This window comes from Caballeronia sp. TF1N1 (assembly GCF_022878925.1).
Taxonomy (GTDB): Bacteria; Pseudomonadota; Gammaproteobacteria; order Burkholderiales; family Burkholderiaceae; genus Caballeronia.
The window spans coordinates 626,289-641,791 of the sequence record NZ_CP084629.1 but is presented as its reverse complement, the minus strand read 5'-3'; the positions used below and the strand labels follow the sequence as shown (position 1 = coordinate 641,791).

Genomic DNA, 15,503 nt, shown 5'->3' with positions numbered 1-15,503 from the left:
TCTCCGGTGAAACCTCAGCCGCCTTCACGCGACGTGCCTGCCTTGTCCTTCGATACGACGTTCACGCTTTCGGTTTGCGCGAAGAACTGCGACTTCACGACCGGTATTGCGTGTTCGCCGAGCACCATGCCGAGCAGTCCCGCTAGCGCGATCAAGGGCGGCGCGGGTGACTGCACGCGCAAGAGCCAATAAAGCAGGCCGACCGCGAAGCCCACACCGAGTGAAATGACATAGCCCATGTTCTCTGTCCCATCCTTTCCTAAAGAAGAAACGCTGTCTCTCCCTTAAGGGAAAGCCTAGCAAGCCGATTGATAATTGGCCTTGGATAAAGCTTAAAAAACCTTAAGACCTCAAAAGGTCAATTGATGAAAACGCTTCACGCCCTCGCGAATCCATCCGAAAAGACTGCTATGTTCCGATGCCTGCCCGGCAGGCGCCGCGCGCAACATCTGGTCGCTCGCGCGATGCTCGGAAAGCAGCCTGCACATCTCGCTCGTGACCTCGGGACGTCGCGCGAGAATAGGCGTGAGCGCCTCCTTGTCGAGCCGGTACACGACGACGCGCGTCGTCGCACGCACGGTCACATCGCTTTGCACGCCCGCGAGAATGCCGGATTGACCGATGGAATCGCCGGGCGCAAGTCTTCGCACTTCGAGATCGTGCGATGCTTTCGGCACCGTCACGCTTGCCACGCCACGCGCAATGATGTGCAACGCCTGACCTTCGTCGCTGCCCGCTGCAAACACCGTTTCGCCCACTTCGAAAACATGACGTGTGAGGCGTTTGGAGAGCTCGTTCAGTTCGTCCGCATCGAGCGTATGAAAGATGGTCACGTCGCGCAACAACACGAGCTTCTCGTCGATGGCTTGCGTCGTTTGCCGTGGCGCCGACAACGGACGCAACACGACCGCACGCGAACCTAGATGCCGATGCGCCAGATCGAAGAGATCGCTGCGCACCGAAACTTTCTTGTCGAGCGAATCGACGTAACAAAGAATCTCGTATTCGATGGCGTCTTCGGTCGCGCGCCGCACACTTACGACCGGCGCGGGACGGTCGATAACGTCGATGCAACTTGCTGCGGCATCGCCGAGCGCATCGAGCACGACAGCGGGACGCACCGATGGATCCACCGAGAGCACGACGCTGATGCCGTTCGTATCGAACGGCTGATTCGAATTAACGATGTTCGTGCGCGCCGCGACGCTGTTCGGGATCACGACGATGTTGCCCTGCCCGTTGAGCAGGCTCGTCGCACGCCAGTTGCTCTCGACGACCTTGCCTTCGGCATCGCCGATAGTGATCCAGTCGCCCAGACGAAACGGCTGCGTCGCGTTGAGCACGATGCCCGAGAACACATCGTTGAGCGTGCTTTGAATTGCAAGGCCGATGACAATGGCCACCGCGCCCGAGGTCGCCAGCAACCCGCGCACGGGCAACTGCAACACGAACGCAACGGCCGCGACCGCGGCAGCCAGATAGACGAGCGCACCGAGCACGTCCTGAAAGAGCCGCTCCTTGTGCCACGCTTCGGGCAGCACGATGCGGTCGAGCATGATCGTGACGAGCCGCGCGCCTTGCAGCCACCACATCAACTCCAGCACTTGGGCAAGCAGATGCCGCAGCGGTTCGTTGGGCCAGGGCGCCGCAAAGAGCGGATTCATGCCGTGCGCGAACAACACCCACGTCGATAACGCGAACATGGACGCACGAAACGCGAGCCGCATAGGCTCGCTTCTGCGGTCCATGAAGCGCCACGCGAGGAAGTCTACGACGAGTATCGCGATGCCGAAGAGCAGGCCATCGGTCAGGGTCGGCATCGCGTCACTCGCCCTTGTTCAAAACGCGAAACAACTGCATCCCAGCGCGCCCCAGAAGCCGTTCGAGTCGCTGACAGGTACGTTCTTGCGCCACGCGAAACCGTGCGCATGCGCATGCACGTTGCAAAGATTCACGCAACCGTCCACGCAGGCAACCGCGGTCGGCTTGTAACGGCTATAGCCGCCGAACTCCGCCACCGGCGACCATGACGGACTCACCGGCAAGTCCGGGGGACCGTATGGGGTGAACTCGTCGCTCGCATAGACGACCTTGCCGCCCACCACGGTCATGACCGAATCGAGAAACTTGATGCGGCTTTCATCGACGGTGAAGAAGTCTTCCGATAGCACCGCGAAGTCCGCGTACTGCCCCGCGACGAGCGCGCCCTTGCGATCGTCCTCGCTTGAAAACCACGCGCTGCCAACGGTATAACGGCGCAATGCTTCCATGCGGTCGAGTTTGTTCGCGCCGTCGTACATGGCCGTGCCGCCGACCGTCTTGCCCGACACCATCCAATAAAGCGAGACGAACGGGTTGAAGCTCGCCACGCGCGTGGCATCGGTGCCCGCGCCCACGGGCAGACCGGCATCGAGCATGTGGCGGATAGGCGGCGTGCGCTTCACGGCTTCCTCGCCGTATCGTGCGATGAAGTACTCGCCCTGATACGCCATGCGATGCTGGATTGCGATACCGCCGCCAAGCGCCTTTACACGGTCGATATTTTTCTGCGTGATGGTCTCGCAATGATCGAAAAACCAGCGCAAGCCATCGAAGGGAATGTCGGCATTCACACGTTCGAACACATTGAGGAAGCGTTCGATCGATTCGTTATAAGTGGCATGCAGACGGAACGGCCAGCGGTTTGCAACGAGCAGACGCACTACCGCTTCGAGTTCGGTTTCGAGCGTGTCGGGCAGGTCGGGGCGCGGTTCCAGAAAGTCTTCGAAATCAGCCGCCGAGAACACCAGCATTTCGCCTGCGCCGTTCACGCGCAGGAAGTCGTCGCCTTCGCCGGGCTTCGTCATCTTCACCCACTTCGCGAAGTCTTCAATCTCCTTCTTTGCGTTCTGCGTGAAGAGGTTGTACGCGATACGCACGGTCAATTCGTTGTGCTTCGCCAAGTCCATGATGACAGCGTAATCGTCGGGATAAGCCTGATATCCGCCGCCTGCATCGATCGCGCTCGTCACGCCAAGACGATTCAACTCACGCATGAAGTGGCGCGTGGAATTGCGCTGCTCGTCGGGCGGCAGCTTCGGACCCTTGGCGAGCGTCGCGTAAAGAAGGCCCGCGTTGGGCCGCGCAATCAGCATGCCGGTCGGATTGCCGCGCTTGTCGCGCTGAATTTCGCCGCCGGGCGGATCGGCTGTTTCCTTCGTATAGCCGACCGCGCGCAAGGCCGCCGCGTTGAGCAATGCGCTGTCATACAGATGCAGGATGAACACCGGCGTGTCCGGTGCAATCGCGTTGATCTCTTCGAGCGTCGGACCACGGCGCTCCGCAAACTGAAATTCGTTCCAGCCGCCGACCACGCGCACCCATTGCGGGGCGGGCGTGCGTGCAACCTGCTTCCTCAGCATGTCGAGCGCGTCCGCAAGCGACGGAACGCCATCCCAACGCAACTCCATGTTGAAGTTGAGGCCGCCGCGTATGACATGCAGATGCGAATCGTTGAGGCCGGGAATCACGGTGCGCCCGTTGAGATCAATGAGGCGCGTCGCGTCGTTCGCATGACGCATCACGACTTCACGCGATCCTGCTTCGATGACCTTGCCATCGGCAACGGCGAGTGCATCCGCGAACGAACGCTTGTCGTCCTGCGTGGCTATCTTGCCGTTGAAGAATACGGTATCGGCGCGCGCGGGCGTGCCTGAACCCGTGCCTGAGCTCGTGCTTGAATTCATGGGCGTTCTCGTGTGAGGCGTGCCGCGACGCGGCGCTTGCTGGAAGCCGGCGCGATGAACTTCGCGCCAGCCTTTTCGATACCACTGCGAGCTGAATCAGCCCGCTTCGCTTGCGTGTTCGCCGAGAATCGATTTCGCATAACGCACGCCGATGCCATACGCGCTATGCGACTTGAGAATGTCCATGCAACCTTCGTAAGTCTCGGTGCGGCCCCAGTCGCGTTGCAGTTCGAACATGAACTGAAGCGACGTCATTGGCACCGCGCCGGCCTGGATGATTCGCTGCACGGCGCGTTCGTGCGCTTCGTGCGTGATGTCGCCACAAGCATCGGTCGGGACGTAGATTTGATAGCCTTCCGCGATCATCTGCACGGTCGGAAACGTCACGCATACTTCCGTCCAAAGACCCGCGAGCACGATCTTCTTGCGGCCCGTCGCTTCGATTGCTCGGCGAAAGCCCGCGTCTTCCCACGAGTTCATCGAGGTACGGTCGACCGGCTGCTGCTCCGGAAACACGCCTTGCACTTCGGGCACCATGTCGCCGCTAAAGGTTTTGGCGGCAACGGTAGTGAGAATGGTCGGCACCTTGAACAACTTCGCCGCCTTGGCGATAGCCTGCACGTTATGCAGGATGGTGGTGCGTTCATGCGAGGTCGTGCCAAAAAACATCTGCGGCTGATAGTCGATCAGCGCAACCGCGCAGGTATCCGGGGTCAATAGTTCTTGCGGCATTTGCAGGCTCCGTTGGAAAAGATGCGGCAGTCAGGACGAACATGCCGTGCTCGGGTGAGCGGCTGGAAGGATTGAGATGGATGATAGCCACGCGTCTTCGCCGAGTCCTTGAAAAATCCCTTAATTGTTCTTAACGAATATTCGCTAAGAAAATGCACTTCAATTTTTCGCGCGTGGGATTTTCAGGAAATGAATTTCAGGACTTCGCCTTTCGCTGGCGGGAGCATGCACCGCGATTAAACCGCCTTAAGAACAATTAATCTTTTCTCAAGTTCAGGCGTCTTCCACGCGGCTAAGATTCGGTCCACGCGTCGCGCTCAAGGAATGATTCTTAGCGCACGCGCTCGACCAACATCGCTAAAGGACACGCCATGAGCACCGTAAAGACCAAGGACGGCACGAATATTTTTTATAAGGACTGGGGCAGCGGCAAGCCGGTGGTCTTCTCGCATGGCTGGCCGCTTTGCGCGGATGCATGGGACCCGCAAATGCTGTTTCTGGCGCAGAAGGGATACCGAGTCATTGCGCATGACCGTCGCGGTCATGGCCGCTCCGACCAGACTTCGGAAGGCAACGACATGGACACGTATGCGGACGATCTCGCCGCCGTGCTCGACGCGCTCGATCTGAAGGACGCCATGCTCGTCGGCCATTCGACGGGCGGCGGCGAGGTTGCGCATTACATCGGACGTCATGGCAGCGCGCGCGTCTCGAAGGCCGTGCTGATCGGAGCCGTGCCGCCGATGATGCTCAAGTCCGAGAGTAATCCGCTCGGCTTGCCGATGTCGGTGTTCGACGGCATCCGCGACAATACGGCTTCGAATCGCTCGCAATTCTTCAAGGATCTGGCCGTACCGTTTCTGGGCTACAACCGTGACGGCGCGAAGGTCATACAAGGCAACATCGACGAGTTCTGGCGGCAGGGCATGATGGGTTCGATCAAAGGCCAGTACGAGTGCATCAAGCAATTCTCGGAAGTGAACTACACCGATGATCTGAAGAAAATCGACATTCCCACGCTCGTTTTGCATGGCGACGACGATCAAATCGTGCCGATAGAAGCGTCGGGACGACGCACGGCGGAGATCGTGAAGAACGCGACGCTAAAGGTTTATGCTGGCGCGCCGCACGGCATGTGCACGACGGAAGCCGATCGCGTGAATACGGATCTGCTGGCGTTTTTGCAAACCTGATGCTTCACGAGACATGCTCGCTACGAAGCGAGCATGTCAGCCGACCGAATAGTCAGTACCGCGCTTAATCCCGGATGCTTATCGGCGAATTCGAGTTTGCCGTGATGCAACGTCGCCACCGCCTTGACGAGCGCGAGCCCAAGTCCCACACCGGGCGTCCCACGGCTCGCGTCGCCGCGATAGAACCGCTCGGTGACCTTGTGCTTTTCCGCGTCGGGAATACCGGGGCCATCGTCGGATACGGATAACTCTATGCCGTCATCGCGCGCCAGGAGCGACACTTCGACCTCGCCATTTTCACGCGCGAACTTGATAGCGTTATCGATCAGATTGCCGATAGCCTGCGCCAGCAGCAAGGGATCGACCACAGCGTACAGTTCGTCCGCCTGCGTCATGGAAAGCGTCACGCCACGCAGTTCCGCCACGGGCTGATAGAACTCGACTGCATCCGAGACAATGGCGAGCAAGTCGCTGGACTCGAAACCCGAGCGACGCACGCCCGCATCGATTTCGGCGAGCCGCAAGAGCGCATTGAAGATGCCGATCACGCGATCGACATCCGCAAGCGCGGGCTCCAGTTGCGCGAGCGTGGCTTCATTCCCTTCCTTGCGCAAGCCGATCATCAGCACTTCGAGACGCGAACGCAGTTCGGCAAGCGGCGTACGCAAATCATGGGCGATTGCATTCGACACGTTGCGCACGCCGTTGATGACTTCGATCAGCGCTTCCTGCGCCTGCTTGCGCGTGTTGACCTCTTCCTGGAGCCGCACATTCTGCTCGCGCTGCAACTTCTGCAAAGCCCGCAACTTGAGATGCGTATGCACTCTCGCGGCGACTTCCTCCATGTGCAGTGGCTTGGTGACGAAGTCCACGGCGCCAGCGCTGAAGCCCGTGATCTTGTCCTCGGTCTGCGTGAGCGAGGTCATGAAGATGACCGGAATGTCGCGCGTGTTCGGGTTGGCCTTGAGCTGACGGCAGGTCTCGAAACCGTCGAGACCGGGCATCATCACGTCGAGCAGAATCAGATCGGGCTGCACGAGTTCGGCGCGGCCCAGCGCCTCGCGGCCATCGCGCGCAACGGTCACGCGCAGGTTGTTTCCTTCGAGCGCATCGACCACGAGGCCGAGATTCGTTGCGGTATCGTCGACAACGAGAACGACTGGCGTGGCGGTATCGGGTAAGTCTTGCGTACTCACGAGCTTGGGTCCAGATGTTCTTCGATCAGGGACAACAGCGCTTGCGATTCGTACCCGGCGGCAAGACATCGCAGACGCGTTGCGAAAATTTCATAGCGCTTGTCGAGTACCGTCAGATGCTCGGCCCGCTCGATGATGTCGCGCATCGAACCGAGCAGCGCAAAGCGATGCAGCAGCGCCATTTCCTCGGGCGGCGGCACGACGAGCGCTTCGTCGGCCCGAGCATGTCTTCCCGTGCGCGGCGCCCATTGCAACGCCAGAAGGCCGGTAATCTCCTTGAGCAGCACATGCAGATTCAGCGGCTTTTCGATGAACACATTAGCGCCCGCCGCGAGATTGGCCTGCGCATTGCCGCGCGATGCATCGGCCGATACGGCGATCACCGGCACGTCGCGCAACGCTTCCAGCGCGCGCAGACGCTCCAGCATCTCGATGCCACCCATCACCGGCATGAGCGTATCGACGACGATCAGATCGGGCCGGTCCTCGCTCGCCATCGCGAGTCCTTCGCGGCCGTTCTCTCCTTGCGATACGCGAAAGCCGCTACGTTGCAAGGTATCGACGAGCAGGATGCGATTGGCCGCGACATCGTCGAGCACGAGTATGTGACGCTCGCGGCCTTCATAGCGCGTGACGCCCACCGGCAGAATCGCGGGCACGGGTTGCGCCGTGGCGCCGGGCGCGTCGAGTTCGAACCAGAACGCGCTGCCTCGGCCAAGCGAACTCGCGACGTGAATATCGCTTCCCATCATGCGCACGAGTTGCCGGCTGATGGCAAGACCGAGTCCCGCGCCGCCGCTCCGACGCGTGAGTTCGCCCGCCTGCTCGAAGGGCTGAAAGATCACATCGAGCCGGTCGGGGCTGATACCTATTCCCGTGTCCTTCACTTCGAAGCGCAGACGTCCGGGCCATATTTCCGAAACCGCGAGACTGACTTCGCCCTGATCCGTGAACTTCACTGCATTGACGAGCAGATTGAGCAACACCTGACGCAAGCGCTTTTCATCGACGCTGATCGCGCGCGGCAGATTCGGCGCCGCATGATAGTGGAGTTGCAGGCCCTTTTGCTGGGCGCGCACGCCGACGATCTCCGCGATGACATCGAGAAACGGACCGAGTGGCACATCGCGCACCTGCATTTCGAGCTTGCCCGCACCGATGCGCGCGAAGTCCAGCAAATCGTTGATGAGCATGAGAAGATGCTCGCCACTCTGTTCGATCACGCCAAGACTAGACAACTGTCTGCGGCTCAACGTTTCATCGCGTCGCAAGATTTGCGCATAGCCGAGAATGCCGTTGAGCGGCGTGCGCAATTCGTGGCTGATATTCGCGAGAAACTGATCCTTCGCCTTGTTGGCCGCTTCGGCGGCGTCGCGCGCCACGCGCACCGCATCTTCCAGTGCCTTGCGCGCCGAGATGTCCTGAATGATGGCGATGGTGTGACTCGTGTGCCCGGAAGAGTCGTATTGCAGCGCCACCGATAAATTGACCCACACGCGCTGACCGTCGCGTCTCACGAGCGGTTTCTCTTCCGAGTAATGCGAAACGCCGCCCTCGGTCAACATGAAATAGCGTTGCAGGCTTCCGGTCACGAAGTCGTCGTCGGTGACATCGCGCAGGCGCTTGCCGAGCAACGCATCGCGTTCGTATCCGACGATCTCGCAAGCACGCTGATTCACGCGCAAAAAGCGGCCTTCGAGGTCGCAATGCGCAATACCCACGGCCGCGTTCTCGAAGGTGCCGCGAAAGCGTTCCTCGCTCGCGCGTAGTTCGTTCTCGGCGTGCTTGAGCTCGGTGATGTCCACCAGACTCCCGACGAAGCGCACGGGCTTACCGTTCGCATCGCGCCTTGCCATGCCGCGTACCAGCACCTTGCGATCGCTGCCATCGCTATGCAAGAGGCGGTTCTCCATCTCGAACACGCCATCCGCATGTTCGAGGTAACGCTCGACGGCCGCTTCGGTCGCGGCCCGTTCCTGCGGATGCACCACGCTCATGTACGACTCGTAGTCGAGCAATGGCTCCTTGCCGCCATAGCCGAGCCATTCCCAGATGTTCGAGAAGCGTGCCTTGCCGTGGCGAAAATCGCCGTCGGGCATGTCGATTTCCCATACGCCGACATTCGATCCGCACATCGCCGCTTCGAATCGTGCATTGGTCTCACGCAAAATCTCCGCTTCTTCCGCGCGCCTCCGTTGCGTGACATCGCGGAACACGAACACGATGCCGAGCCCTTCGCCGCGTTCATCGACGATAGGCGAACCGCTCGCTTCCACCGGCACTTCGTGGCCGTGACGCGCGATCAGCAGATTGCGGCTCGGCAAGCCGATGTCTTCATCCGCGCGCAAGAACGACGACACCGGCTCGCGCGTGATTTCATCGACGACGCAAAAGACCTCGCCCAGCAAGCGGCCGCGTGCTTCATTGCGTGGCCAGCCCGTCAACCGTTCGGCCACCGCGTTCATGAAGTCGATGCGCCCTTCCGGGTCCGTTGCGATCACGCCATCGCCGATACTCGACAGCGTCACCGCATAGCGCTCGTCGCTTTCGCGCATGCGCCGCTCGGCCGCGTATTTGTAGAGCGCCATTTCGACCACGGTGCGCAATTGCGTGTCGTCGAATGGCTTGAGCACATAACCGAACGGCTCGGCCGTGGTGGCGCGCTGCACGGTTTCCTCGTCGGCATAAGCGGTCAGGAACACGACCGGCAGCCTGAATTGCTCGCGCAAAAGCCGCGCGGCGTCGATACCGTCGAGCTTGCCTTCGAGCCGCACATCCATGAGCACGAGATCGGGACGCACTTCCTTCGCCAGCACGAGCGCATCTTCGCCGCGCGCGGTCGAGCCAACCACCGTATGACCGTTGCGGATCATTTGCTGGGCGATATCGCGGGCGACCACTCGGTCGTCTTCCACAATCAGGATGCGTGCAGGTGCCATCGTTCGTTGAGGTCAGCTTGCTTCGGCTTCGAAGGCTATGGTGAAGACCGTGCCGCCTGCGCGGTTCACATCGACATTGCCGTGCAATTGATGCGCGAGATCATGCACGAGTTGCAGCCCGAGCGTGTCGGCCTGATCGAGCGAAAACGCGGGCGACAGTCCCACGCCATCGTCAGCGATCACGAGGCGGCAACGGTCCTTGTCCGTGATACGAAGCTCTATACGCAACAGTCCGCCGCGTCCCTCCGGAAACGCATGTTTGAGCGCATTGGACACGAGCTCGTTGATGATGAGCCCGCACGACACCGCGCGATTCATGTCGAGCTGGATATCGTCGACGACCACGTCCATGTCCACGCCGAGACGCCGCATGTCGTAAGCCTGCGCGAGATGCTTGCACAGGTTCCTCACGTGCGGCGCCATCATGATGCGAGCGAAATTGCCAGCACGATAAAGGTTTTCGTGCACCATCGCCATCGATCGCACACGGTTGCGGCTTTCGGCGAAGAGTTCGGCTACCGCCTTGTCTTCCACACGCGAAGCCTGCAGATTGAGCAGGCTGCTGATGAGTTGCAGATTGTTCTTCACGCGATGATGCACTTCGTGAAGCAACGCTTCCTTCTCTTCGAGCATGGCCTCCTTCTGTTCGAGCGATGCGTTCTCGAGCGATATAGCCGCCTGCGACGCAAGCAGTGTCAACACCGTGATACGCGCTGCCGTGAACACGCCGGGCGCGAGATCGTTCTCGAGATACAGCACGCCCTTGAGCTTGGCCTGCTTGATGATGGGCACGACGAGCACCGAGCGCGCGCCGCTCGAACGCAGATACTCGTCGGCGGAGAATTCATTGGGCAACGTGGCGTCGTCGATATGCACGCGCTCCCGCATGCGCATGGCGAAGTGCACGATGGATACCGGCAATTCACGCGGCGTCATCGGAGCGCTTTCCATGCGGACCTGCACACCGTCCCTGCCGGATACGGCCTGCGCCTCGATCCAAAGTTTCTCTTCGCGCGGCAAGACGAGCACCGCGCGACGCGCGCCCGCATGTTCGAGCACGATGGTCATGAGCGTGCGCAAGAGCCGTTCGAGCACGATCTCGCCTGAGATTGCCTGCGACGCCTGCACGACGGTTTCCACATCGAAGCGTTCCGCCACGACATTCCTTGCCGTCAGGCTTTCCGCAGGGCTTTCGACGAGTTCCGGATGAAGCCGCTCCAGCGCGTGAACCTTCGCCATCGCGCCCCAGCGCAGATACGCGCGCCGTGCATGGCCCAGATAGACATGAGCGATAGTCGTGAATTCGCGTTCGATGTAAAAGCGCGCGGCCGTTTCATGGGCCAGCGCTTCGATCTGCACAAAGCGATGTTCGCGTGCGAGCGCGATAGCGTCTTCGTAATGACGCATCGCGTCGAACGGCCGGTTCTCGATGCGCGCGACTTCGCCTTCCACGAGCGCCGCCCGGCAGCCGAAATTCGCCGGACCGTGATAGGCCCAGACCTGCAACTTGCCGTGATACTCCGCCAGTGTTGCCGACACATCGTGTTTGCGCGGATCGTGCATGCGTGCAAGCACCAGCGCCGCATGAAAATAGTATTCGGCCATTTCGAAGTGGCCGGCGGAGGTCCACAAGAGCGGCCTGGCTTTATCGCCCGCGGCGGCGGCGCCCGCTATGTCATCGGCGAAATGGAGCCATTGCTGCTTGCGAATCCAGTACCAGCATGCGGCAATCGCGAGACTGGCATCGGCTTCGAGGCGGCGCTCGAACTCGGCTTCGTCGAACCCCGCGAGAAGCACGCTGTCGCCACGCAAGTGACCGATCAGCCGCAACTGCGAAGTAATGATATCGACGATAAGCCCGAACTTCGCGCTCTTCACGACCGACAGCCGCTCTTGTGCCTCGCGCTCCACGTCTGCAAGCGGTTCGCCCGCAGCCAGCAGACTCGTGATCAACGTGCAACTGCTGAAGCCCGTATAAGTCAGATCGCCGCTCTCCGTCGCGGCATCGAACGCGCGGCGCAACAAGGGCAGATTCGTGCGAATGTGCCGCGTCCACGGCGTGACGTGATACGCGAAGCACATGTAGACGCGCGCCTTGAAGCGGTCGAGCGCGCGTTCGTCGACGAGCGCAAGTCCCAGGCGTCCAAAGCCGAACCCCGCCTGATAGTCGCCGAAGATAGGACCCGTCACCATGCCGAGATAGGCATAGCCGAGCGACGATGCATCGCTGTTGCCGTGCGCCACGCTCAGATTCGCCATGCGGCACAGCACCAGGCAGACGAGGTCTTCGTCGCTGAAGAACGCGGGCGGCAGCACGGCCGTGAGCACATCGAGCGTGGCGGCGAGATCGGACGCTTCGATCAAGGGCAGGTCGATCAGGCGTTCGATCGGCTTCGAGCCGATCTGCCGAAGCAGCGCGTCGTATTCAAGGCGCGCGGCGGCTCGTCCCGGATGCGGCTCCCACTCGATACCAACGTGCCGCAAATACTCCAGACACGTTTGCACGGCAAGCTGCATCTGATCGAGCGCGGTGTAGAGCGTGACGCGCAGGAACGTGACAATGGCGCGATCCGGCAGCGTGCTTGCCCGCTCGGCGAGTTCGGTCAGTCGCTTGCACGCGGCTTGGGTATCGCCTGTCAGGAACTCGCACTCGGCGCGGTTGCTTTCCAGCGTGAACTTGCGCGCATAGTCGTCGTGCCATCGAGCGGTATCGAGAAGATCGCTTCCCGTCGAAAAGTACGTCAAGGCGGAACCGAACGCCGACGAAGCCTTCGCGCGCTTGCCCGCCTGCAAATTGAGCTCGACGATTCGCTCCCGTTCCGCCGCGTTATCGACCAATGCGATCGCGCGATCGTACTGGTTGACGATCTCGAAGATGTCGGCCTCGGCGTCATGCGCTTTGGTCGCATCGAACATTCGCGCGATTCGCAAGTGCGCGAGCGCGCGCTCGCCGGGCGGAATCATCGCGTAGGCTGCTTCCTGCACGCGGTCGTGAACGAATGCATAACCGTTCTCGCGCCTATACACGAGACCTGCTTCGACCGCATTGCCGAGCGCGGCGTCGATGTCGCCTACGGCATCGGCACACACTTGCGCGAGCGTCGCATCCGTTGCCGCGTTGCCGAGACACGCGAACCACTTCAGCATGTCTTGCGTCGCTTGCGGCGCGCGCGCAATGCGCTCCACCATCAGATCGACGACGCTTTCCGCAAAACGCGCCGCACGAATAACGTCGATTTCCCAGCGCCAAACGCGTGTATCGCGGTCGAAATGCAACAGCCGTTCTTCTTCGAGAATGCGCAGGAACTGCACCACGAAAAAGGGATTGCCACCGGTCTTGTCGAATAGCAGGCTGGCGAGCGGTTCTGCTTCAGCGGCGTCGGCATGCAGAGTGTCGGTCAGCAGATTCGATACATCGCCGGGCGCAAGGGGCGCCAGCAGAATGAGATGCAGCGGCGTGCTGGTTTCGCGCACCGTCGCGAGCACGCGTGAGAGCGTGTGCGTGGGGCCCACTTCGTTGTCCCGATACGCGCCGATGAAGAGCACGTGACGCGTATCCGCGGACGCCGCCATATATTCGATCCAGCTGCTCGTGCCGGAATCGAGCCATTGGAGATCGTCGAGAAAGAGCACGAGCGTCTCGCCTGGACCACAGAACGTGCCGATGAAACGCGCGAGCACCGCTTGTAGACGCACATGTGCCTCGCGTGGCCCGAGCGCCGGCACAGCGGGTTGCGGACCGATCACACGTTCCAGTTCCGGCACGAGATCGACGATGAGTTGCGCATGCGCGCCAAGCGCATCGGCAAGACGCGTCTGCCATGACGGCAGGTCGAAGGCCTTATCGTCGAGCAGTTGGCGGATCAATTGCTGAAAAGATTGCGCGAGGGTGGCGTAGGGAATGTCGCGCTTGTATTGATCGAACTTGCCTGATGCGAAGCGCCCGTTACCGGCCACGAGCCTCTTTTGCAGGTCGCCAACGAGCGCCGATTTGCCGATACCCGAGTAGCCCGACACCAGCACGAATTCCGAGCGACCTTGCTGCGCCACGCGCTGAAATGCGTTCGCGAGCGCCGCGCTTTCGACTTCGCGTCCGTAAAGGCGTTCGGGAATGAGCAGATGCTCGGGCGCGTCGTGCTCGCCCGGCGTGAACGCTTCGATACGCTCGCTGCGTTGCCATGAATCGAGACAGCGCCGCAAATCGTGTTCGAGCCCGAGCGCGGTCTGATAGCGTTCCTCGGCGGCTTTCGCGAGGAGCCGCGCGACGATGGCGGCCAACTGTCGCGGCACGTGAGGCGCTTGTTCGGCAAGCGGAATCGGCTGACGCGCGATATGACAATGCAGCCATTCGGCGGGCGACGCGGCGCGATACGGCAGCTTGCCCGCGAGCATCTCGTAGAACACGACGCCAAGCGAATACAAGTCACAGCGCGAATCCACACCGCGATTCGTGAGCCCCGTTTGCTCAGGCGAAAGGTAAGCGAGCGCGTCCAGGGTCACGGGCGCGAGTTCCGTTGCGGGACGTTCGCGCGTTGCTCTCGATGCGCGTCCGAAACCCGTGAGCGCCACTTCGCCGCTCGCTACATCGACGAGTATGTTGGCCGGTCGCAAGTCCTTGTGCATGACGCCACGCGCATGCAGCACCTTGAGCGCCGCTGCAAGATTCACCGCGATGCGCAAGCTCTCATGCACGCCGAGTGTTCCCGCAGATATCGATGCAAGCGAAACACCGCCACGATCTTCGAGCAGAAGCGTGGCCGCGCCACGCAACTCCACCAGCGCATGCGGCCGCGTGAGAACCGGGCTGTCGAGTAGCGCGCGCAGTTCGAACGCACGCGTGAGCCGCGCCTGACTCTCCACGACTTGCGCCACGTGCGCCACAGGCAGCGCCACGGCAAGCCAGGTCTGCGCGTCTTCGCGACGCCACAGCCGCGACAGGACGAACTCGCCGTCATCGCACAGGGTTCGCCGCTCGAAGTTCCGCAGTTCCAGCATGCTCGCGCCCTCCCGCTACGCTTCTGCGGTCAGCATATAGCCGGCATTGCGGACGGTCAGGAGCAGCGACTTGTCGAAGCCGGTATCGATCTTCTGACGCAGCTTGCTCACGTGCACGTCGATCACGTTGGTCTGCGGATCGAAGTGATATTCCCAGATGTTTTCCAGCAGCATGGTGCGCGTCACGACTTGTTCCGCGTGGCGCATGAGATATTCGAGCAGCTTGAATTCGCGCGGCTTGAGCACGATGGCCTTGCCCGCGCGCACGACCTTGCGCGAAAGCAGGTCGATGCTCAGATCGCCTACCTTCAACGCCGTGTCCACGAGGTTTTCTTGCGAGCGTCGCGTCAATGCGTCGAGCCTCGCCGCGACTTCGCCCAGCGCAAAGGGTTTGACGACGTAATCGTCACCGCCGGCCTTGAGGCCGCGAATGCGTTCATCCACTTCGCCAAGCGCGCTCAGAATGAGGATAGGCACCTTGTTGCCGGTCGCGCGCAACGCCGAGATGATGCCGAGGCCGTCGATACCGCCCGGCAGCATGCGGTCGAGGATGATCGAATCGTAGGTCTCGCCGGCCGCGAGAAACATGCCGTCGCGGCCATTGTCCGCGCAATCGATGACATGGCCCATTTCGGCCAAACCCTTGCGCAAGAATCCGGCGACTTGCTCGTTGTCTTCGATGACCAGGATTTTCATTTTATGGCTCGTAACAGGCTCGAAGCG

9 protein-coding genes are annotated in these 15,503 nt (G+C 61.1%); 1 reads left to right on the top strand and 8 read right to left on the bottom strand.

Going from position 1 to position 15,503, the window contains the following annotated elements:
• Window positions 1-14: 14 nt before the first annotated feature.
• The 4 genes from LDZ28_RS29040 to LDZ28_RS29025 form a co-directional block, all read right to left on the bottom strand.
• Window positions 15-239, bottom strand: coding sequence for a DUF1427 family protein (locus LDZ28_RS29040; RefSeq protein ID WP_244831210.1), 225 nt, complete (start codon window positions 237-239; stop codon window positions 15-17).
• Window positions 240-350: 111 nt separating this feature from the next.
• A complete protein-coding gene (locus LDZ28_RS29035; RefSeq protein ID WP_244831209.1) occupies window positions 351-1,820 on the bottom strand; it encodes a mechanosensitive ion channel family protein in 1,470 nt (489 codons plus the stop codon).
• An 18-nt stretch (window positions 1,821-1,838) separates the two neighbouring features.
• Window positions 1,839-3,725, bottom strand: coding sequence for an amidohydrolase (locus LDZ28_RS29030; RefSeq protein WP_244831208.1), 1,887 nt, complete (start codon window positions 3,723-3,725; stop codon window positions 1,839-1,841).
• Between the two features lie 96 nt (window positions 3,726-3,821).
• Window positions 3,822-4,457, bottom strand: a complete 636-nt coding sequence (locus LDZ28_RS29025) for a hydrolase (protein WP_244831207.1) — start codon at window positions 4,455-4,457, stop codon at window positions 3,822-3,824.
• A 371-nt stretch (window positions 4,458-4,828) separates the two neighbouring features.
• Between LDZ28_RS29025 and LDZ28_RS29020 the strand changes: the two genes are divergently transcribed.
• Window positions 4,829-5,650 carry an alpha/beta fold hydrolase gene (locus LDZ28_RS29020; protein WP_244831206.1) on the top strand — a complete coding sequence of 274 codons (822 nt, stop codon included), beginning with the start codon at window positions 4,829-4,831 and terminating at the stop codon, window positions 5,648-5,650.
• Between the two features lie 20 nt (window positions 5,651-5,670).
• Here the strand turns inward: LDZ28_RS29020 and LDZ28_RS29015 are convergent, their stop codons facing one another.
• From LDZ28_RS29015 to LDZ28_RS29000, 4 genes are read right to left on the bottom strand one after another with little or no spacing between them, the layout of a single operon-like run.
• Entirely contained in the window at window positions 5,671-6,846 is a 1,176-nt protein-coding gene (locus tag LDZ28_RS29015; RefSeq protein WP_244831205.1) for a hybrid sensor histidine kinase/response regulator, read from the bottom strand.
• Window positions 6,843-9,785: a PAS domain S-box protein gene (locus LDZ28_RS29010; protein WP_244831204.1), complete on the bottom strand. Its 2,943-nt coding sequence runs from the start codon at window positions 9,783-9,785 to the stop codon at window positions 6,843-6,845. Before LDZ28_RS29010 ends, LDZ28_RS29015 begins: the two co-directional genes overlap by 4 nt.
• 12 nt (window positions 9,786-9,797) lie before the next feature.
• Complete coding sequence (locus LDZ28_RS29005; RefSeq protein WP_244831203.1) at window positions 9,798-14,780, bottom strand: AAA family ATPase; 4,983 nt, start codon at window positions 14,778-14,780, stop codon at window positions 9,798-9,800.
• 15 nt (window positions 14,781-14,795) lie between these two features.
• Complete coding sequence (locus tag LDZ28_RS29000) at window positions 14,796-15,476, bottom strand: response regulator transcription factor (protein ID WP_244831202.1); 681 nt, start codon at window positions 15,474-15,476, stop codon at window positions 14,796-14,798.
• Window positions 15,477-15,503: the final 27 nt, after the last annotated feature.